The sequence below is a fragment of the Thermococcus sp. 21S9 genome, assembly GCF_012027635.1.
Classification (GTDB): domain Archaea; phylum Methanobacteriota_B; class Thermococci; order Thermococcales; family Thermococcaceae; genus Thermococcus.
Map to the genome: position 1 here is coordinate 1,466,838 of NZ_SNUS01000001.1, position 20,194 is coordinate 1,487,031.

Annotated in this window: 21 protein-coding genes and 1 tRNA gene; 12 read left to right on the top strand and 10 right to left on the bottom strand. The window is 55.4% G+C overall.

The window, feature by feature from the left end; genetic code table 11:
• The first annotated feature begins 50 nt into the window (after window positions 1-50).
• On the top strand, window positions 51-1,931 hold the full coding sequence (locus E3E28_RS08285; RefSeq protein ID WP_167915352.1) for a threonine--tRNA ligase: 1,881 nt from the start codon (window positions 51-53) through the stop codon (window positions 1,929-1,931).
• Here E3E28_RS08285 and E3E28_RS08290 read toward each other — a convergent pair.
• The 4 genes from E3E28_RS08290 to E3E28_RS08305 are packed head-to-tail and all read right to left on the bottom strand — an operon-like array spanning window position 1,890 to window position 4,714.
• Window positions 1,890-2,651: a hypothetical protein gene (locus E3E28_RS08290; protein ID WP_167914706.1), complete on the bottom strand. Its 762-nt coding sequence runs from the start codon at window positions 2,649-2,651 to the stop codon at window positions 1,890-1,892. The two genes, E3E28_RS08285 and E3E28_RS08290, sit on opposite strands and share 42 nt — an antisense overlap.
• A gap of 3 nt (window positions 2,652-2,654) precedes the next feature.
• Window positions 2,655-3,329, bottom strand: coding sequence for a TBP-interacting protein (locus E3E28_RS08295; RefSeq protein WP_167915353.1), 675 nt, complete (start codon window positions 3,327-3,329; stop codon window positions 2,655-2,657).
• Between the two features lie 60 nt (window positions 3,330-3,389).
• Entirely contained in the window at window positions 3,390-4,184 is a 795-nt protein-coding gene (gene uppS / locus E3E28_RS08300; RefSeq protein ID WP_167915354.1) for a polyprenyl diphosphate synthase, read from the bottom strand.
• A 5-nt stretch (window positions 4,185-4,189) separates the two neighbouring features.
• Complete coding sequence (locus E3E28_RS08305) at window positions 4,190-4,714, bottom strand: gamma carbonic anhydrase family protein (RefSeq protein ID WP_167915355.1); 525 nt, start codon at window positions 4,712-4,714, stop codon at window positions 4,190-4,192.
• A 70-nt stretch (window positions 4,715-4,784) separates the two neighbouring features.
• On the opposite strand from E3E28_RS08305, the gene hjc reads away from it, so the two are divergent.
• The 6 genes from hjc (at window position 4,785) to E3E28_RS08335 (ending at window position 9,862) form a co-directional block, all read left to right on the top strand.
• Complete coding sequence (gene hjc / locus E3E28_RS08310; protein WP_167914707.1) at window positions 4,785-5,183, top strand: Holliday junction resolvase Hjc; 399 nt, start codon at window positions 4,785-4,787, stop codon at window positions 5,181-5,183.
• Entirely contained in the window at window positions 5,173-6,720 is a 1,548-nt protein-coding gene (locus tag E3E28_RS08315) for a hypothetical protein (protein WP_206203816.1), read from the top strand. The genes hjc and E3E28_RS08315 overlap by 11 nt, the downstream gene beginning before the upstream one ends.
• Window positions 6,721-6,795: 75 nt before the next feature.
• The gene (locus tag E3E28_RS08320; RefSeq protein ID WP_167914708.1) at window positions 6,796-7,836 is read left to right on the top strand and encodes a lysyl aminopeptidase; all 1,041 of its coding nucleotides are present in this window, start codon (window positions 6,796-6,798) and stop codon (window positions 7,834-7,836) included.
• 77 nt (window positions 7,837-7,913) lie between these two features.
• Complete coding sequence (locus E3E28_RS08325; RefSeq protein ID WP_167914709.1) at window positions 7,914-8,477, top strand: archaemetzincin family Zn-dependent metalloprotease; 564 nt, start codon at window positions 7,914-7,916, stop codon at window positions 8,475-8,477.
• Entirely contained in the window at window positions 8,474-9,010 is a 537-nt protein-coding gene (gene cyaB / locus E3E28_RS08330; protein ID WP_167914710.1) for a class IV adenylate cyclase, read from the top strand. The genes E3E28_RS08325 and cyaB overlap by 4 nt, the downstream gene beginning before the upstream one ends.
• The gene (locus tag E3E28_RS08335; protein WP_167914711.1) at window positions 9,011-9,862 is read left to right on the top strand and encodes a hypothetical protein; all 852 of its coding nucleotides are present in this window, start codon (window positions 9,011-9,013) and stop codon (window positions 9,860-9,862) included. It begins immediately after the preceding gene.
• On the opposite strand, the gene E3E28_RS08340 is transcribed toward E3E28_RS08335, so the two are convergent.
• Both E3E28_RS08340 and E3E28_RS08345 read right to left on the bottom strand, forming a co-directional pair.
• Window positions 9,765-10,598 carry an energy-coupling factor ABC transporter ATP-binding protein gene (locus E3E28_RS08340; RefSeq protein ID WP_167914712.1) on the bottom strand — a complete coding sequence of 278 codons (834 nt, stop codon included), beginning with the start codon at window positions 10,596-10,598 and terminating at the stop codon, window positions 9,765-9,767. The two genes, E3E28_RS08335 and E3E28_RS08340, sit on opposite strands and share 98 nt — an antisense overlap.
• Window positions 10,595-12,073 carry a TrkH family potassium uptake protein gene (locus E3E28_RS08345; RefSeq protein ID WP_167914713.1) on the bottom strand — a complete coding sequence of 493 codons (1,479 nt, stop codon included), beginning with the start codon at window positions 12,071-12,073 and terminating at the stop codon, window positions 10,595-10,597. Before E3E28_RS08345 ends, E3E28_RS08340 begins: the two co-directional genes overlap by 4 nt.
• 90 nt (window positions 12,074-12,163) lie before the next feature.
• On the opposite strand from E3E28_RS08345, the gene map reads away from it, so the two are divergent.
• Window positions 12,164-13,051: a type II methionyl aminopeptidase gene (gene map / locus E3E28_RS08350; RefSeq protein WP_167915357.1), complete on the top strand. Its 888-nt coding sequence runs from the start codon at window positions 12,164-12,166 to the stop codon at window positions 13,049-13,051.
• Between the two features lie 280 nt (window positions 13,052-13,331).
• Here the strand turns inward: map and E3E28_RS08355 are convergent.
• Window positions 13,332-13,418: transfer RNA gene (locus tag E3E28_RS08355), tRNA-Ser, on the bottom strand.
• 136 nt (window positions 13,419-13,554) lie between these two features.
• Between E3E28_RS08355 and E3E28_RS08360 the strand changes: the two genes are divergently transcribed.
• Entirely contained in the window at window positions 13,555-14,730 is a 1,176-nt protein-coding gene (locus E3E28_RS08360; RefSeq protein WP_167914714.1) for a CBS domain-containing protein, read from the top strand.
• On the opposite strand, the gene E3E28_RS08365 is transcribed toward E3E28_RS08360, so the two are convergent.
• Genes E3E28_RS08365 through E3E28_RS08375 form a run of 3 tightly spaced genes read right to left on the bottom strand, consistent with a single transcriptional unit; the run spans window position 14,723 to window position 17,861 of the window.
• On the bottom strand, window positions 14,723-15,838 hold the full coding sequence (locus E3E28_RS08365; protein ID WP_167914715.1) for a DUF835 domain-containing protein: 1,116 nt from the start codon (window positions 15,836-15,838) through the stop codon (window positions 14,723-14,725). The two genes, E3E28_RS08360 and E3E28_RS08365, sit on opposite strands and share 8 nt — an antisense overlap.
• Window positions 15,835-17,091, bottom strand: coding sequence for a bifunctional sugar-1-phosphate nucleotidylyltransferase/acetyltransferase (glmU, locus tag E3E28_RS08370; RefSeq protein ID WP_167914716.1), 1,257 nt, complete (start codon window positions 17,089-17,091; stop codon window positions 15,835-15,837). Before glmU ends, E3E28_RS08365 begins: the two co-directional genes overlap by 4 nt.
• Complete coding sequence (locus tag E3E28_RS08375; protein WP_240921743.1) at window positions 17,088-17,861, bottom strand: undecaprenyl-diphosphate phosphatase; 774 nt, start codon at window positions 17,859-17,861, stop codon at window positions 17,088-17,090. The genes glmU and E3E28_RS08375 overlap by 4 nt, the downstream gene beginning before the upstream one ends.
• 56 nt (window positions 17,862-17,917) lie before the next feature.
• On the opposite strand from E3E28_RS08375, the gene E3E28_RS08380 reads away from it, so the two are divergent.
• The 3 genes from E3E28_RS08380 (at window position 17,918) to E3E28_RS08390 (ending at window position 20,117) form a co-directional block, all read left to right on the top strand.
• A complete protein-coding gene (locus E3E28_RS08380; RefSeq protein ID WP_167915358.1) occupies window positions 17,918-18,712 on the top strand; it encodes an MBL fold metallo-hydrolase in 795 nt (264 codons plus the stop codon).
• Between the two features lie 63 nt (window positions 18,713-18,775).
• Window positions 18,776-18,985 carry a hypothetical protein gene (locus E3E28_RS08385; protein WP_099210379.1) on the top strand — a complete coding sequence of 70 codons (210 nt, stop codon included), beginning with the start codon at window positions 18,776-18,778 and terminating at the stop codon, window positions 18,983-18,985.
• 58 nt (window positions 18,986-19,043) lie between these two features.
• Window positions 19,044-20,117 carry an NOG1 family protein gene (locus E3E28_RS08390; RefSeq protein ID WP_167914718.1) on the top strand — a complete coding sequence of 358 codons (1,074 nt, stop codon included), beginning with the start codon at window positions 19,044-19,046 and terminating at the stop codon, window positions 20,115-20,117.
• Window positions 20,118-20,194 lie beyond the last annotated feature (77 nt).

Consider the following 20,194-nt stretch of genomic DNA (forward strand, 5'->3'; position numbering starts at 1 on the left):
CGAAGGAAAAAGTTTTAGTAATTCGAAACGATGGAAGGGTGGTGGTAGGAATGAGAATGCTTCTGATACACGCCGACTACCTCGAGTACGAGGTCAGGGACAAGGCCCTGAAGAACCCTGAGCCCATAAACGACGAGCAGAAGAAGGGCAGGCTCGACGAGGTGCTGGCGGTTTTCATAAGCGTTGAGAAGGTTGACGAGACAAACCCCGACGAGGTCGTCGAGAAGGCCATAGCCGAGATAGAGGACGTTGCGAAGCAGGTAAAGGCCGAGAGGATATTCGTTTACCCCTTCGCCCACCTCAGCAGTGAGCTGGCGAAGCCGAGCGTCGCCCTTGAGATACTCAAGAAGATAGAGGAGAAGCTGAGGGAGAAGGGCTACGAGGTCAAGCGCGCTCCCTTCGGCTACTACAAGGCCTTCAAGCTTTCCTGCAAGGGACACCCATTAGCTGAGCTCAGCAGGACGATAGTCCCTGAGGAGGGCGTTTCAAAGGAGGAGCGCAACATAGCCCTTGAGAAGGAGGAGAAAGAGCTCGTCAGCTACTGGTACATCCTCACCCCCGAGGGAGAGCTCATAGAGGTTGACAAGTTCGACTTCACCGGTCACGAGAACCTGAGGAAGTTCGTCAACTACGAGATAGCCAAGAACAGGATAGCCGACAGAGAACCACCGCACGTCAAGCTCATGCTGGAGCACGAACTCGTTGACTACGAGCCGGGAAGCGACGGCGGAAACCTCCGCTACTACCCGAAGGGACGCCTTATAAAGGGCCTCCTCGAGCAGTACGTCACCGAGAAGGTCGTCGAGTACGGAGCGATGGAAGTTGAGACCCCGATTATGTATGACTTCGAGCACCCAGCGTTGGAGAAGTACCTCAACCGCTTCCCCGCGAGGCAGTACATCGTCAAGAGCGGTGACAAGAAGTTCTTCCTCCGCTTCGCGGCATGCTTCGGCCAGTTCCTCATCAAGAAGGACGCGATAATCAGCTACCGCAACCTCCCGCTGAGGATGTACGAGCTTACAAGGTACTCCTTCAGACGCGAGAAGAGCGGTGAGCTTTCAGGTTTGAGAAGGCTCAGGGCCTTCACGATGCCCGATATGCACACCGTGGCTAAGGACCTCAAGCAGGCGATGGACGAGTTCAAGAAGCAGTACAAGCTCAGCATGGAGGTTCTCAGGGGCGTTGGGCTCACTCCTGACGACTACGAGGTTGCCATAAGGTTCACCCGCGACTTCTGGGAGGAGAACAGGGACTTCATCGTCGAGCTGGCGAGGATAATCGGCAAGCCCGTCCTAATAGAGATGTGGGACCAGAGGTTCTTCTACTTCATCCTCAAGTTCGAGTTCAACTTCGTTGACAACCTTGACAAAGCTGCTGCCCTCAGCACCGTCCAGATTGACGTGGAAAATGCGGAGCGCTTCGGCATAACCTACTACGACGAAGAAGGAAAGGAGCGCTACCCGCTCATACTCCACTGCTCGCCGAGCGGAGCCATAGAGCGCGTCATGTACGCCATCCTCGAGAAGCAGGCGAAACTCCAGGCCCAGGGCAAGAAGCCGATGTTCCCGCTCTGGCTCAGTCCAATACAGGTTAGAGTGATTCCGGTCAGCGAGGACGTCCTTGACTACGCGCTCTACGTGGTAGGAAAGCTCGAGGGCGCGAAAATAAGGGTGGACGTCGACGACACCAACGACAGGCTCAATAAGAAGATAAGGAAGGCTGAGAAGGAGTGGATTCCCTACATCATCGTCGTTGGCAGGAACGAGAAGGAGCAGAACACCGTCACAGTCAGGAGGAGGGAGGACGGCAAACAGGTCGAGATGCAGTTGGAGGACCTCATCAGGGAAATCCGGCAGAAGACGGAAGGCTTCCCATACAAGCCGAGGCCCCTACCGCTTCTCCTCAGCAAGCGCCCCAAGTTCAGGGGCTGAAAGCTTTTTCAGCATTATCTTTTCTCTTCCACTACTTACCTTGAGGGAGTAGACGACCGGTTCAAAATCGGCGTAAGGTGCCTTCAGGAAGTAGAGGAGCTCCTTGACGTGGTCCTCCATTATCCAGGACTTCGCGAGGAGAACGTAGTCGCTGACGTTGGAGACCCACGCCACAAAGCGCCTTGATACCATGTCGGCGTTGAGGGGCAGGAGGAGGGTTGATTCCGGGAAGCGGATGCTCTTGTGGGCTATCGTTTGGTTGAGCAGTTTCAGCGTCTGCTCTTCCCCGAGCATGAGTGAAGCTCCATCGAGGGTGTAAATCATCCGTATGGCCTTTCCCGATTTCAGTTTGTCCCGGAGTGGCCCGCAGTAAATCATGTCCACCTTGGGGTTTATCGTCTCGGGCTCAACCCTGTCAAGGTAGAAGACGTTTTCAATCTCGGTTCTCAGGGGGGAGTAACGGGAGCCGAAGACGTCTATTATTGCCATTTTTGAGCTATTAAGCGCTTTTTCGGCGTCGAGCCCAACGCTGGCGCACCTGTGGAGTAGACTGCGAAGCGGGACGCTGTAGTTTGATATCACCGTGAAGTATCCGCTCTCAATGGCCCGTCTCAGGAAAAGGAACAGAATCTGCCATGCGGATGAATAGGCGTCGAAGATGACGGCAACGGTAGAGCCCTTCATCCTGGAGGGAGGAAAAACGTCAAGGAGGGTTTCCATGCCTCACCCCCCGGGATGCGTCCCTGAGAACACCTCGTTCAGGAACTCCCTCGCTTCTTCGCTGAACTGGTCAAGCTTGACCTCCTTGCCGAACTTGTCGTAGACCTTCCCGTCCCTGAAGTTGAGCTCGAATATCTCGTAGTGCTCCTCGCTCTTCTCGTGGAGCTTTATCCCGTGACCCTTCAGGTGGTTTTCAAGGTTCTCGATGTCAACGTACTTACCGCACTCCTCGCACTTATAGAACTGCCAGAAGATGTAGTCCTGGCCCGCTAAAACGTTAGCCTTTATGTGGTTTATCAGCGCACCGCCGAGGTACTCGTAGATGTCCTCCTGAACGAGCTTGCCGTTGTCGTCAACGACCTTAAAGCCTGCCCAGACTATGTGGTCGTTTATGTCGGCGAGAGTCGCCTTGAGGTAGCGGTAGGTCAGCACGAAGCTCCCGTTCTTGATGTAGAAAACTCCCTTGTCGGGGATGGCCACGATGTGGATTCCCTTAACGTCCTTCCCGGCGAGCGAATCCGCCTCGTCCTTGTTCCTGGCCACATCGATGAAGACTTCAACGTTGCTCTTCTTGTGGGTTCCGATTATGGTGCTTCCCTCTATCCGCCAGTGGTAATCGTCGAGGTAGCGGACTTGCGTGTACACCTTCTTAACGCCGGGACTCAGTTCGCTGTACATGCTCACCACCTGAGAAGGTTCTCGCGGGTGTTAATAAGCTTTAGCGGAAAAGCTTAAAAACTACCGCCCAAAGCGCCTCTGCCTCTTCTGGAACTCGCGGATGATTCTGAGGAAGTCAATCTTCCTGAACTCTGGGAAGTAGACGTCCACGAAGAACAGCTCGCTGTAGGCTATCTGGTAGAGGAGGAAGTTGCTTATCCTTATCTCTCCGCCTGTCCTTATCACAATGTCAGGGTCGGGCATGTTGGGATAGTAGAGGTAGCGCTTTATCAGGTCCTCGTCTATCTCTTCCGGTTTGAGTTTTCCAGCCAAAACGTCGCTCACTATCTCCTTCACCGCATCTGCAATCTCGCTCCTTCCGCCGTAGGCCAGGGCGATGTTGAGGGTGTAGTTGCTGTACTTTCTGGTAACCCTCTCGGCTTCCTCCGCCGCCTTCCTGACGTTCTCCGGGAGCATCTCCTTTCGGCCCAGAACGTTCACCCTTATGCCGTACCTGTGAACCCTCTCGTCCTCAACGAGTTCCTTGAACTTCTCCTCGAAGAGGTTCATGAGAGCGTTTACCTCCTCGGGGGAGCGCTTGAAGTTCTCGGTCGAGAAGGCGTAGACGGTAAGGGTTCTTATCCCGAGCTCCCGGCACCACTCGAGGATTTCTTCAAGCTTTCGCGAGCCGAAGAAGTGGCCGTACCAGGGGGGCTTTTCAAGCTTCCTGGCCCACCGCCGGTTCCCGTCCATTATGATTGCCACGTGCCTTGGAATGTTCCCCGATTTAACCTTCTCCAGGAGATAGCGCTCGTAGAGGTCGTAGGCGGGCTTGAAAATAATATGGGGGATGTGGGAGAGGAGCCTGTAAATCATGGCCCTCACTCAAGCCTCTTCCTTGATTTGAGGTGCTTCTCGGCGAGCTCCATGTAGATTTCCGCGTTCTTCTTAGTCCACTCGATTTCCTCCTCGGTGAGCTGTCTTACGACCTTGCCAGGGACACCAAGGACGAGGCTGTAATCGGGAATCTCCTTGCCCGGCGGAACGAGCGCTCCGGCTCCAATGACGACGTGCTTCCCTATCTTCGCGCCATCGAGGATTACCGCGCCCATGCCGATGATGACGTAATCACCTATCTCCGCCCCGTGAACGACGGCGTTGTGGCCGATGGTGACGTACTTGCCTATAATCGTTGGCTGGTTGTGGGAGGTGTGTATGCTCACGTTGTCCTGAACGTTGGAACAGCAACCGATGTAAATCTGCTCGATGTCGCCCCTGAGGACAGCCGAAGGCCAGACGCTCGTCTTCTCCTCCAGAACGACGTCTCCAATGACAGACGCGCTCTCGTCAACAAAAGCGGTCGGGTGAATCTTCGGCTTCTTTCCGTTGAACTCATAAATCGCCATTTTCACCACCGGGTTATAGTCCCGGGGAGAACTTATAAAGATAACCGGCCAACTTAACCGGGGAAAGGCCATGAGGTACAGGAGAGGTGCCAGCGCCGAACGGGAGCTGATACGACTCCTTGAAGGGGCGGGGTTTGCGGTCCTCCGCTCGGCGGGGAGCCACAGGGTTGACCTCGTCGCGGGCAACGGACGGGACTACCTGTGCATCGAGGTCAAGAGCACCCGCTCGAAGAGGCTTTACGTATCCTCGGAGGACGTTGAGAAGCTCGTCTCGTTCGCGGAGCGCTTCGGCGGGAAGCCCCTCTTGGCTGTCAAGTTCATAAACGTGGGCTGGCACTTCTACTTCCCCGACGAGCTCAGAAAAAGCGGTAAGAACTACCGTGTTGAAGTCGGTGACGCGTTCCATACCCTTGAAGAGCTCGTCGGGAAGCAGAGAACCCTTGATGGGGTGATTGGCGATGAGGATTAAATTTTACTCTCTCCTGCTGGTCACGCTCCTGCTCGTTCACCTGCCAGCCGTTTCGTCTGAGGGCTCATCCCTTCTGAGCGTCACGGTTCTCAACGACAACATTCCCGCACTTCCTGGGAGCACCATTGTCGTTCCGTTTTCCATAACCAACCTTGGAAACGAGACCATAAACAACGTTACCGTTTACGTTACCGGGCCGGCCCAGGGCTTTCAGTACAGTGTTAAGGTGATACGAACTCCAATAGAGCCTGGAAAGAGCGTGAACGACACGATAACGGTCAACGTTCTCAACGTTCCGCCCGGAAAGTACAACTTGACACTTGTCGCGAGGGCAGGGAACTTCTATTCAACGGCCAATTTCGTGGTTTCCGTTGGCGTTCTCTCGGACTATAGTCTCTCCGTGGATGTGGGAAGCAGGTACATATACGGAAACGATGTCGTCATTACCCTGAAGGCAATCTCCAAGTCCAACGGCGTTCTCCTGGGCTCCCTTGGCTACAAAATAGTCAGGGAAGGCGTTATCCTGAAGAGCTACGAGAACTCGACGTACCTGAACCCGGGCGAGGTCTGGGAGAAGGTAATCGTTCTGAAAAAGCCCGATGTTGGCAACTACACTGTGGTTCTCTGGGCGAACTTTGGAGGTAAATACAAGAGGGTCGTGAAAACGTTTGAGGTGTACCAGAGAAAGCTTCAGTATGAGGTCTACTTCCGCGACGGAGCCATCTACGTTCGGGTCTTCAACGCCACAGGGGGAGTCCCAGGCATAGCGGTCTCCATAGACAACGTTACCTTCAAGACTGACGTTGACGGTGAGGTTTCTTACCTCGTTAACGAGCCCGGCGTTTACAGGGTAACCCTCAACCTCGACGGTAGGATTGTAACGACCTTCGTGGACGTCAAGAAGCTAATCGTCAGCCCGCGCGTCCTCAACGGCTCCATCGTGGTCAGGGTCATGGATTCAACCGGTGTTCCGGTTTCCAACGTGACGGTCGTGGCATCGGGACCGCTCGGCACGGACTACGCGGTGACCAACTCCTCTGGTATTGCCGTCGTGAACCTTAACAAGACAGGTTACGGAAGCATCGTCATCAAAGCCGAGAGCGACCGCTACCTCCCGGGCGAGGCCGTGATTACCGTTTCAAAACCCGCTCCCAAAACGACCACAACGGGGACCCCGACCAACGCATCACCCACGAACTCGACTGCTCCCGTTCCTCCCGTCACCTCGGAGACGACCCGGGGAGGCTCAGGTCCCCTTGGGATAATTTTAATCCTCGCTGGACTCATTCTCGCCGGGACCTCGTACTTTGCCTTTGCCGTTCCAATAGTCCACGAGGAAACCCTTGACCGCTACTACTTCCTCAAGGTTCGCGCGCCAAGACTTCGCCCTCTGAAGAACTACCGGGTTGAGAGGGCGGTTAACGCCGTTGAGGTAAGGGCTACAAAGGGCAACGCAAAACTCGAGAACGGAAGGCTCGTCTGGGAGCTCGACCTTGAGCCGGGTGAGGAGGCCTATCTCCAGGCCGTTCTCGGCTGACCTTTTCTTTCCATTAGTAAACCTTATTAAGCCGGCCGAATACATTCAGATGACAGTCTAAAGGAGGCGAAAGCCATGGTGAACCTCGAACTGCTGAAGAAAATCGTCGAGGCTCCGGGCGTTTCTGGATTCGAGTTCCTGGGAATCAGGGACGTCGTTGTGGAGGAGCTCAAGCCCTACGTTGACGAGATTAAGGTTGACAAGCTCGGAAACGTCATAGCGCACAAGAAGGGAAGCGGTCCAAAGGTCATGATTGCGGCTCACATGGACAAGATAGGCGTCATGGTCAACCACATAGACAAGGAGGGCTACCTCCACATCGTCCCCGTCGGTGGCGTTGACCCGAGGACGCTTGTTGCCCAGAGGATAAGGTTCTTCACCGATAAGGGCGAGCGCATCGGTGTCGTCGGCCACATTCCGCCCCACCTCCAGAAGCCTGAGGACAGGAAGAAGCCCGCTGACTGGGACACAATCGTCGTTGATGTCGGCGCCGACAGCAAGGAAGAGGCCGAGGAGATGGGCTTCCGCGTTGGAACCGTCGGCGAGTTCGCCCCAGCTTTCACCCAGCTCACCGAGAACAGGATTGCGACTCCGTACCTCGACGACCGCGTTTGCCTCTACGCCATGATAGAGACCGCCAAGGCCCTCGAGAGCCACGAGGCGGACATATACTTCGTTGGAAGCGTCCAGGAGGAGGTCGGCCTCCGCGGTGCCAGGGTTGCGAGCTACGCCATTGACCCGGAGATAGGCATAGCGATGGACGTCACCTTCGCCAAGCAGGTCGGCGACAAGGGCAAGATTGTGCCCAGGCTCGGTGGCGGACCGGTAATGGACGCCGTTGGCCCGAACATCCACCCCAAGGTCCGCGCATTCGCCGAGGAGGTCGCCAAGAAGTACGACATTCCGCTCCAGGCCGAGGCCAGCCCGAGGCCGACCGGAACCGACGCTAACATAATGCAGATTAACCGCGAGGGCGTCGCGACCGCCGTGCTGAGCATACCGATACGCTACATGCACAGCCAGGTCGAGACCGCGGACATAAGGGACATCGACCTTACCATAAAGCTCGCCAAGCACCTCCTCGAGGAGCTCAGGCCGATGGACCTCACTCCGTGAGCGACCTCACTCCGCGATGGAGTTCCGTGATGGAAAGGTTTATTGGCTTTTCTTCCCTTCTTATACCCGGTGACCCGATGATAGCGGTCGTTTCAGTTGGCCCCATCGAGCGGGCACTCGTTGAGGGGGTCGTTGACTTCGTAAGGAATTACTACTCACGCTTCGGAATTAGTGTCGAGTTCGTTGGAGAGGTTCCGGCCGAGCCCTTCTCGGTTGCCTTCAACGCCATGAGGAACCAGTACCTCGGAAGGGTTTTCCTGCCAACGCTCTCCGCCCTTCGGGAGGAGCTTGGGGCAGTAGCTATTCTCGGCATCACGGAACTCGACCTCTACGAGGAGGGGCTGAACTTTGTATTCGGTCTGGCAAACCCCTCCCTGAGGAGCGCCATCGTCTCGGTTCACAGGCTCAGAAACGAGTTCTACGGTCTTGAGCCCGACGACACGCTCCTTCTTGAGCGGACCGTCAAGGAGGCGATGCACGAGCTCGGCCACGTTTTCGGTCTCAAGCACTGCCCGAATCCGAGGTGCGTCATGCACTTCTCGAATTCCCTCCTCGATACCGACGCCAAGGGGCCCCTCTACTGTCCGAGGTGCGAGGGGATGCTTGAGGAAAACCTTAGGAAACTGGGGGTGTTGTCGTGATTGAGGTTGAAGTCAAGGGCTACGCCGACGATAAGGTCTTTGAGAGGGTTCGAGAAAGCTTCAGGCTCATACGGAAGGAGTACCACGAGGATACCTACTACCAGCATCCGTGCAGGGACTTTTCAAAGACGGACGAGGCCCTGAGGATTCGTGTGAGGCGCTTTAACGGCCACTTTGAGGCTTTCTTGACCTACAAGGGGCCGAAACTCGACTCGGTCTCGAAGACGAGGGAGGAAATCGAAGTCCCAATAGAGGACCCCGATGCCCACGCGAGGATTCTTGAGGCGCTGGGCTTCCGCGAGGTTCTGACCGTCGAGAAGGTTCGCGAGAAGTACTACGTCGAGAAGGGCATCACCCTGACCCTCGACGAGGTTGAAGGCGTCGGGAAGTTCGTGGAGATTGAGGCTCTGACCGACGACAGGGAGAAGGTTCCCGAGCTGGTTGAGAAACTGAAGGAAATTCTCCTTGAGCTCGGCGTTACGCGCTTCGAGAGGCGTTCCTACCTTGAGCTACTGCTCGAGAAGGGGGGCTGAATGGGGAAGCTGGACGAACTGTTTGGTGTAATCAAGGGAAAGCGACCGGATACAGAAGTACTCGCCGAGATAGAGGACCGTCTGCTCGTCGATGACATCCCCGGTGCGATAGCACTCCTGGAAGAGCTTGAAAAGGAGCAGAACGTTGTCATTGCAGTCAGGATGATTCTCCGGAAAATTCTCCGCGCCAAGGAAGCGGAGGATGGACAGGAGGGGCGGTTTGTCCCCCTTCTCAAAGGGCTCGTCCCCTACATCAACGGCATAAAAAACGAACGGTACCGCGCTCTCCTCCTCGGGGAACTGGCGATGGGTTTCTACATAATCGGGGCCGAGCTCGAGGGGGACTTTGCCCTCAAGGCCTCAATAAACCTTGCCCTCAATCATCCGGACGTTCTGAGGGACATAATAATGGGCCTCATCAACGCGGGCCTCTTCCCAAAGGCTGGCTACGCAATGAAGTTCGTCAAGGACAGGGAAAAGCTTGACGTTGTTCTCGTGCATCTCGCAGAGGTTCTCTATGAGAGAGGGGAAGAAGAAAAGGCTTTGGCAGTAATCGGCCACATAACGAGCAACTTCCACCGGGCCGTTGCGCTACTTCACCTGGCCCAGTTTGAGAAGGACAGGGACCGGGAAAAGGCCCTTCAGTTCGTTGACTGGGCAATAAAGCTCGCCGAGAGGATAGAAGACCCCGACGCGAGGTTCGAGTTAATGCTCAAGCTCTACGACCTTAGGCACGAGTTGCTCGGTGAACAGCTCAGCCTTTTCGAACTGCTGAGACGGGAAACTCCTGAGGAGAAAGGGCCGGCGGAAGACCAAGGGCCCTCGAAAGAAGGAGGGAATGTGGAACCCTAACGCCCAGCTCGACGAGTTCATCGACCCGTTCCGCCACTTCACAAGGTTTCCCCTGGAGTACTACCCTCCCATCGTTTAAAACCACGAGCCTGTCAGCTTTTCTGAAGAGGAAGCGCGAATCGTGCTCGACCATAACGACCGTTGTCCCAGCCCGGTGTAGCTCTTCTATTACCCTCAGGACTTCCCGCTTTCCCTTCGGGTCGAGCTGGGACGTCGGCTCATCGAGGACGAGGTGGCTCGGTTTCATCGCTATTACGGACGCTATGGCCAGCCTCTGCTTCTCTCCTCCGCTGAGGTTGGGGGGAAACTCGTTTTCGAGGCCCTCAAGACCAACTACCTTAAGGGCCCACTCGACCCTCTCCGCTATCTCCTCCCTTGGAAGGCCGAGGTTTTCAAGGGCAAAGGCAACCTCGTCCTCGACGGTCATGTTAAACAGCTGGCTCTCCGGGTTCTGGAGGACGAGACCAACGAGCGTTGAAAGCTTCGAAACCGGCGTTTCCGTCGTTTTGAAGGTCTTCCCCGTTCTCGGGTCTCGGACAATGACTTCTCCCGAGAACGCTCCCCTAATCGAGTTGGGGATTATTCCGTTCAGCGTCAGTGCGAGCGTTGACTTCCCGCTCCCGCTTGGGCCGAGGATTCCCACGAATTCGCCGTCTCCTATTTTTAAGTCCACATCCCTCAGGGCAGGGTTTTTTGAGCGTGGGTACCTGAACGTCACATCCCTGAGTTCAATCATTTCCTCGCCACCCTCGGGAGCAGGAACGCTATGCTGATTATGAACACCAGGGTCGAGAATATTTCCAGTCTGCCAATCCACATGAGGAGGATGTAGAGAACCTTGAGGTCAACGGGCATGTGGGGAGAGGTTATGCCAACGCTCAGCCCGACGTTGCCCTGTGCGGAGGCCACCTCGAAGAGGGCATTCGCGAGGCTGGCCTTGACGCGTAGCATCGTGTAAACGGTGCCGAAGAGCAGGAACGCGAGGTACGTCATCGTGAAGCTCATGACTTCTTGTATGTCCTCCTCGCTGAAGACGTAGTTGCCGACCTTCCTCTTTATAACCGCTCCCCTCGGGAGGATTGCGCTCTCTATGGTCCACTTCAGGCTCTCGTACATCAGGGTGACGCGGATGAGCTTGATTCCACCGGCAGTGCTTCCAGCACCACCACCGATGACCATAAGAATCGCGATTATGAACTTCGCGACCTCCGGGTAGTTCGAGAGGTTCGTTATCTGGAACCCGGTACAGCTGATGGCCGAGACCGCGTGGAATATCGCTCCCTGAAGGGCCTGGCCGACCGGGTCACCCACCTGGTAGAGGCTGTAGGCGATTATCGCGATTGCGGGAATCAAAAATATGAACATGTAGCGGACCTGGATGTCCTCGAAGAAGGGCTTCAGGGACTTGCTCTTGAAGAGCTTATAGTGGACAGTGAAGTTGACGGCGCCCATTATCATGAGGAAGATTGTAACGGCGTTGATTGCCGGGCTGTGGAAGAAGCCTATGCTCTGGTCGTGGGTGCTCATACCACCGGTTCCAAGGCCCGTCATCGCGTGGGTGAGGGCGTCGAACGGGTTCATCCCGTTAATGTAGTACAGGTAAGCGCCGACGAGCGTGAGGGCAAGGTAAATCTCGAAGATGACCTTTGAGGTGTTGACGAGGTTGGGAAGTATCCTCTCGCTCCTCGCCTCGGCCCTGTAGAGCCTCGCCGCCGCGACGCCCGGTCGTATCAGAATCGAGAGGGCCACGAGGACGATTCCGATTCCACCGAGCCACTGCATCCACGCGCGCCAGAAGAGGAGTATCTTTGGGTAGCTGGAGAGGTGACTCATCATGGTAAGTCCCGTTCCCGTCCATGCGCTCATGCTCTCGAAGTAGGAATCCACGAAGCTCATGTTCGCTATCTTCATGAAGGGAACGACGCTCACGAAGGACGCGAAGAGCCAGGTGAAAGCGGCCGCAATCATGGCCTGCCTCAGGTTGACGTCCTCAACCTTGCTTGAGTGTCTGCTCAGCCAGGCACCAAAAAGAACGCACGCCATTCCTGGAATGGCAAAATAAGGAACATATTCAATCTGGTCGGGATAGAACCACACCAGGAGCACTGGGAAGAGGTAGGCGAGACCGACTCCCTGAAGGATTGAGCCTATTAGGTTCTTAACGACGAAGAGGTCCGTCGAGACGTTGATGCGCTTTCTGAATTCGAGCATCGCCTCACCGTCTCGCCTAAGGGTGGTGAGAATAAAAGGTTTTTCGTAAGGTTTAAGGGGACCCTAACACCACTTGGGTCGGTGGTAGAAGTGGACGAACGGGAAGCGCTGATTAAAGCCGGCGAGATTGCAAGGAAGGTCAAGGAAGAGGTTGTTGACCTAATCAAACCGGGGACGAAGCTCTACGACATAGCGGAGTTCGTTGAGAGACGCATAGTCGAACTCGGCGGGAAACCAGCTTTTCCCTGCAACCTCTCGCTCAACGAGGTGGCGGCGCACTACACCCCCTACAAGGGCGATGATACCGCCCTTAAGGAAGGTGACTACCTCAAGCTCGACCTCGGCGTTCACGTTGATGGCTACATAGCGGACACCGCGGTGACGTTCCGCGTCGGGATGGAGGAAGACGAGCTCATGGAATCGGCGAGGGAAGCCCTTGAGAACGCCATAGCGACCGTCAGGGCGGGGGTAATGGTCAGGGACGTTGCGAAGGCCATTGAGGAGACGATACGCGGTAAGGGTTTCAATCCGATAGTTAACCTCAGCGGTCACAAGGTCGAGCGCTACAAGCTCCACGCCGGGGTTAGCATTCCGAACGTTTACAGGCAGGCGGACACGTACGTTCTCCAGGAGGGGGACGTCTTCGCGATAGAGCCCTTCGCGACCACCGGCGCGGGGCAGGTGATAGAGGTCCCGCCGGCGCTGATTTTCATGTACGTCCGCGACAGACCGGTCAGGATGCTCCAGGCGAGAAGGTTGCTCATGCACATCAAGCGCGAGTACAAAACGCTTCCCTTCGCGTACCGCTGGCTCCAGGGCTTTATGCCGGAGGGACAGCTCAAGATGGCACTCGCACAGCTTGACAAGGCCGGTGCGATATACAGCTACCCGATACTGCGCGAGGTCAGGGGTGGCACGGTGGCCCAGTTCGAGCACACGGTCATCGTCGAAAAGGACGGGGCCTACATAACGACGTGAACTCCCTTCTCTTTTGTTTGTTCCAGAATGACCACAACATCTCGAGTCCTGCACTTCTATTGTGGACGTAAGGGAAGTATAGGAAGGGAACCCCTAAGAGGTATGGAAAAGTCCGCATCCCTTTTTCCAACTTTGGCGCTAAGTTGTGGGGGTTCTTTCAAACACGCGGAATTGAGTTATGTTTTCTATTTCCACGTCCGAAGGACGTTTTTGATGGTTGAAAACGATAGAAGGGTAGAAATTTGAGTAGGAACCCCCTCAACGGGCTCGGCAGTTTGTTTGGCGCCGGGGCAGGGATTTGAACCCTGGTGGGCGGACGCCCACGGGATCTCGAGTCCCGCGCCTTCCCAGGCTAGGCTACCCCGGCGCGGTCTTTGGTTTGCTAACCGGTTTTATAAATCTTTCCGCGAAAACTTTATTAACCTAAGTTAACTAAAATGTCGCCGGTTGCAAAGGTTTAAATCCCAGGAGAACTAATATATAAATTGCAGGAGGTGGCAGAAATGGTCGGAATTCAGGTGCAGGAGGTAATGACGGACAGGTTCCAGAAGATAGACATCGACGCCCCCCTTTCTGAGGCGATAGGAATCTTCGAAAAGGAAGACCCCGACCTCATTCTGGTGTTTGATGGAAACCTGTACAAAGGCGTTCTGACCCAGGACTTGATTATCCGCTCCCACCTCAAGTGGGACCCAACCAAAGCTAAGGTTAGGGACGTTTACAAGCCCGCTCCCGTCATAGAGCCCGATGAGGATTTGAGCAAAGCGGCAAAGCTCATGATGGAGGTTGACCTCCGCTCCCTCCCCGTTGGGGAGAGCAAGGCTGAAATCATCGGTGTTATAAACGATATAGCCGTTCTTGAGAGGGTAGCTGAGACCGACTTCGGTAAGAAGAAGGTTGAGGAGTTCATGACCAAGGACGTCATAACCCTCAAACCCGAGGACACCGTGGCCAAGGCCCTTGCGACGATGCGCGACCACGCGATATCGAGGATTCCGATAGTTGACGAGGAGGGAAGGCTTGAGGGTCTCGTCACGCTCCACGACCTAATCGTCAGATTCATCAAGCCCCGCTTCAGGGCCAAGGCCGGTGAGCTTGCCGGCGAGAAGATACCGCCCTTCAGCATGCCCCTCCGCGACGTGATGATTAGAGGAGTCATCACGATTCTCCCAGACGCGAAGGTCAGGGAAGCGGTCGCCACGATGAAGGACAACGACATAGATGGCCTTGTCGTCGTCAACGAGAACAATAAGGTCGTCGGAGTCCTCACCGTCAAAGACCTGCTCCTGCCCATCTCGAAGATGACGGAGAAGGAGGCGAGGTTCTACCTCCAGCTCGGCGGAGATGCCTCGATACTCAGCGACTTCACGAGGGAGAGAATCATAGAGGACATCAAGCGCTTCGTTGACGGCTACGAGGATTTACTCGGCCAGGAGGGCATAATCTACCTCTACATCAGGCGCTTCCCCGAGAAGTTTAGGGGAGTCCACCTCTACCAGGCCAGGATGAGGGTCGTCACAGACAGGGGCGTGTTCGTTGCCACCGGTGAAACCTGGGGAGCGATACAGGCGGTTCACGACGCTTTGAGGGCCATCGAGAGACAGCTCCTCCAGAAGGCGGAATTGGAAAAGGACACCCGCTACGCCAAGAGGTTCCTCGAGAAGCTCGGCCTCAGCTGAGCTCCTCGAACTCTCTCTCTATTATCCTTCTCTGCTTCTCGTTGAGGACTTCCAGGTTTATCACGAGAACGAGCGTTCCACCTTCCGAAACGACCCTGTCCTTGAGGTTCAGCAGGAACTTAACCGCGTTCTCGAAGCCGTTCTCAAGCATTAGGTACTCGAAGGCCTCGACGTATATCGTTCTGTAACCCTGGGCCAGCGCACGGGCTATCAAATCGGTGAGGATTTCAATTTTCGTCGGGCTTATGGCGTAAACCTGTGGCCTCTCCTCTAGCTTGCCCTCCTTCGCTCGCGTAACCCAGAACACAAGGGTTTCGGGGTTGAGGGAACTCTTGAGCGTTCTAAGGTCCTCTCTCGTGAGGACTACTGTTCCCGGCATGGACCAGAGCTTGCCAAGCTTCCTGAAAGCCTCTTCCCTGGAACGGAAGAGGAAAACACCCCTCTTGGGTGGGATTTCACCTTCTGTACTAACCGGAGTCACAGGATAGAACACGAACTTCACCGCACCAATCGCGGCCATCAGACGGAATATTCCTCCGAGGAAGAACCCGATGGGAGCGAACCAGTCTATGAACCTCGTGACCGGATACGTCAAGTTGAGCACACCGAGCAGGATGAGGCCCCAGGGGAACATCGCCTCTGGGGTTCCACGTGAGATTACGTAGTGGTCCAAAACCCAGCCAAGGTACACGAGTGAACCTCCAAGAACGAGGGAAGGAAGGATTGACTCCTGCGTCGGGCTCTTGAACACATCGGTGGCAAGAAGGAAGAGCCAGATGTACGAGGCAACGGCCAGAACTGATATGTAAACTGTGTGTCTGAAGTCCGTTTTTCCATACCTGAGGTGAAACGCCCCCCAGATTAGCAGGATTCCAAAGAAGAAGTTGGGAATCTTCGCGGCTATGACGTACGCCTGCTGGTTTATGTGAACCCCAAGGGGATTAAGTATGTAGTCCTCTATCCCAAGGGCGTCTATGAAAAACGCAGTGCTAATCAAAACCCACCCCTTGTCCCTCGTCTGGTATGCCTTATATGCAACTGCTATGAAGAGTACCCACCTTGAGATAAAGTTGAGGTAGGGGATTAGGTAGCTCCCTGGAATGCTCATTTCTCCATCACCAGCTTCTCCTGCCTCACTACCACGAGGCTGTTGGGTGGGACGTTGCGGTCAACGATAACACCTGGCCCTATAAAAGAATTACTCCCTATCTTCCTGCCAGGATAGATGCTGACGTTGATACCAACCTTTACGCTGTGTCCGATGATTGCTCCGAGCTTGTGCCTGCCACTGTCCTCAAGCCTTCCCTTGATTTCGACCTTCACATTGCCCCTGTCGTGCCTCAGGTTTGCCGTTATCGTCCCTGCTCCAAGGTTCGTGTTCTCGCCGATTATTGAGTCGCCGACGTAGTTGAGGTGAGGCGCGTTGCTGTTGTCCATTATGATGGAGTTCTTAACCTCAACCGCGTTGCCGATGTGGCAGTTGTCGCCTATGCTTGTGTACGGCCTTATGAAGCAGTTCGGCCCTATCCGGGAGTTTCTGCCAATCTTCACGGGGCCGATTATGTAGGCCCCGCTCCGGACCACCGTCCCCTCGCCGATTTCAACGGGAGGAACTATCACCGCCCCTTCCTCGACCGTTCCCCTAATCTCGTGCCTGAGCTTGTTCTTGAGCAGGTACTCGTTGAGCTCAAGTAAATTCCACGGCCTTCCAACGTCGTTCCAGTAGCCGTCGTAGGGAACCGCCACAACCTTAAGCCCGGCTTCAATCATGAGGTTAATCGTGTCGGTTATTTCGTACTCCCCGCGCTCACTCAGGCCAGTTTTCTCTATGAATTCGAAGACGCTCGAACGGAAGGCGTAGATGCCGAGGTTGGCGTAACCCGGTATTTTGCCCGGCTTTTCTGCTATGCGCGTTACCCTTGAGCCTTCAACCTCGACCTTGCCGAAGTGGCTCAAATCTTCGAAGTGCTTGACGACGATGGCGACGTCCGCTTTCTCCCTCCTGAAGGCCGAGACGAGCTCCCTCACCGCTTCCTCCTCGAAGTAGATGTCACCGTTGGCCACTATGAACTCGTCCTCCACGCTCTCCCGGGCGCTCTCTATGGCCTTCGCCGTTCCCTCTCCGGGCAACTGCTCCACGTAGGTTATCGGTTTGCCCCCGAACTCGTCTCCAAGGGTTTTCTTTATCCACTCGCTCCTGTATCTAACCACAATCACAAACTCGTCAACGAACGGGTACAGGTTCTCGAGGACGTACTCGATTATCGGCCGGTTGGCGACCTTGAGAACAACTTTCGGCCTGTCGTCCGTGAGGGGGCGAAGCCTTTCACCCTTTCCAGCTGCCAGGATTACACCCTTCACATTATCACCTCCAGAGCGTAGACAACGATGGCGACCATCCCAAAGAGGATTAGGAAGTACCTTCCGTTTTTCTCGGCCATGCGCTCAAGGAGGGGCATCAGCAACAGGCTCCCAAAGAAAGCCGAGGCAAAGGCAGTGAAGGGAACCCACGCCGGGTCGCTCGACTGCCAGCTCCCGAGCTGGACGAGACGAAGGATTAGGTAAGCGGGCGCCACCATAAAACCCCACTGGAGGGCTTTCTTGGCGCTGTGGCCAGGCAGGAGGAGCCCGAGGGTGACTGTGCCCGTTCTTGTGAGGGGACCGAGCAAAGCAAACCCCTGAAGGATTCCCCCCGATAGGGAATCGAGTATGCTTGGCTGTTCAGGAAGCTTCTTGTCGAGTTCCTTGAGCGGATTCCTCGCCGGATTGAGTGTCGCGAGGAGAACTATTGTCACTCCAACAAGGGTGTTGATTACCGCGGAGACCTCGGCCGAAATCCTGCAGGAAAACCTTGAGATGGGAAGCCCGATGAGGACTGTGAACAGGGTCGCGAAGAAGAGATACTTGAGCTCGGCCTCGTAAACCCCCCTCATCGCCTTGAGGAGGAGGGTTGAAAACCTCTCTCTAAAGCGAAACAGGACGGCAAAGGTTACGCCAAGGTAAGCAGGAACGAGGAATGATGAATAGCCTCCAACCAGGGAGGAAACCGTGTTTCCCTCGGGGCTGAGGGGAAGCCACGACGTCAGCGCAACGATGAGCCCCGAGATTAACGCTTCTATCGGCGTACCCATAGCTACCACAGCTTGATTTAAAACGGTGAGAACATAAACTTTTCGTGGTGGTGGAAATGAAGGTTACCATCATCTACGAAAACCATTCGGGTTTCCGGAAGGGCCTCCTTGGTGGGCACGGCTTCTCGGCCCTCGTGGAGCGTGGAGGCGTTAGGGTGCTCGTTGATACCGGTACGGACGGGAGGGTCCTCCTCAACAACATGGAAGCTCTGGGAATCGAGCCGGACTCGATAGACTACCTCTTCATCACCCACGGTCACTACGACCACACCGGGGGCTTGAAGGCCCTCTTGGAGGCACGCTCGAAGCCGGTAAAGGTAATCGCCCACCCTGGAATCTTCCAGAGGAGGATTGCCCTGAAGCCGAGGAGAAGGGAGATTGGGATTCCCTTCACGCGGGGGGAGCTTGAGGAGCTCGGCGCCGAGTTCGTTCTGAAGGAAAAGCCCTTTGAGTTCGCCGAGGGATTAATGAGCTCCGGCGAGATTGAAAGAATGACTTGGGACAGGGCCGTCGGCTACTTTCCAGATGGAACGAAGGACCCAGTGAAAGATGACATGGCGCTTATCATCGACCTCGGCGATGCAACGGCCGTAATCACCGGTTGCGGGCATTCTGGAGTTATTAACATCGTCAGGCACGCCGAGAAGGTCAGCGGAAAGCCGGTGAAGGCCCTAATCGGCGGACTCCACCTGATTGGCGCGAAGGGGGACCTACTCGAGGACATTGTCAAAAACGTCAACGCCAGGCTCTATGCGGGCCACTGCACAGGGCTTGAGAGCTTTTCCCACCTCCGTTGCCGGCTCGGGGAACGGGCCAAACCCCTGCACGTTGGCAAGACCATCGAGTTTTAGCGATACGTTTTTATATTTTCGCACCAATTCGGTTTTTAGAACACACCAAGGGAGGGTGGAAATATGGGACTTGGGGCGATAGTTGACAAACTTAACCGGTACGAAGGTCTCTTCGAAAAACTCGGCCTTCTCCTTGTCGCGGTGTTCTTCCTGATGGTGATAGCCGGCTTCACCGATTCGTCGCACGTCGGGAAGCTGATGAGCCTCGTGTTGCTGTTCCTCGTTGCCCTTGCGTCGCTGATTGGGGTAATCATCTACCGTTCGCTCGATTGAATACCTTTTTAAGGCCCCTCCCCAACCTTTTCTCCGCGAGATTGAGGGAGGGGTGAGAATGAAGAATCCGTTTGAAAAGATGCCGACGGTTCTTACCGCTGACGAGCTCATCGACAAGGCCTTCAGGAGGGCCGAGAGGGCTGCATCTGCCTACAACCCGCCCGGCGGGAAGGTCGCGAAGGCGAGACAGAGGGAAGAGCTCAGAGTTAGGACCGTCTCGAACGTCGTTCGCGACAACCTCAGGAAGATACTCGACAGAACGCCTGGCGTCTCGACGCTCCCGAGGTTCTATCAGGAGCTGGTTGACACCCTCGTCGACCGCGACCAGTTCCACCGCTCGCTGGCCAGGGTGAACTGGGCGATAAAGACCATCAGGAACCTGGAGCAACGCTACGTGGAAAAGATACGTTATGAGAGGGACCCGAAGGAGATAGCCAAGCTCAGAAGGGCCTTTTACGGTAGAGTTGCGGATATACTCCACGAGATTGACGACGATTTGCGCTATTTAAATCAGGCCAGAAACGTTCTCAAGGAGTTGCCAGTCGTCGATTTGGAGCTCCCGACGGTCGTCATAGCCGGCCACCCGAACGTTGGCAAGAGCACACTCCTTCGTGCTCTGACCAACGCCAAGCCCGAGGTTGCGAGCTATCCCTTCACGACGAAGGGCATAAACGTCGGCCAGTTCGAGGAGCACTACCTCCGCTACCAGGTTATAGACACCCCTGGTCTACTCGATAGACCGCTCAGCGAGAGGAACGAGGTTGAGAAGCAGGCGATACTCGCTTTGAAGCACCTCGGAGACGTTATCGTTTACATCTTCGACCCGAGCGAGTACTGTGGCTTCCCAGTCGAGGAGCAGATGCACCTCTTCGAGGAGATACTGAACGAGTTCGGGGAGTTCCCGTTCATAGTCGCGATAAACAAGGTGGACATAGCGGACGAGGAGAAAACTAAGGCCGTCGAGGAGTTCGTCAAAGCAAAAGGACTTGAGCCCGTTAAGATTTCCGCTCTGACGGGAGATGGCCTCGACGAGCTGAAGAAGAGGGTAATAGCAGTCGTCGAGCCGAAGGCAAGAGAACTCGCGAGGAAGATTATGGAGAAGGAGCTTTCGAAGTTCAGAGAGGGAATTTAATTTTCTTTTCTGACGATACTTTTCTTCCATTGTTGTCCGGAAATCCCTACAGGCTCTATCAAAGGCAAATTAGAAAA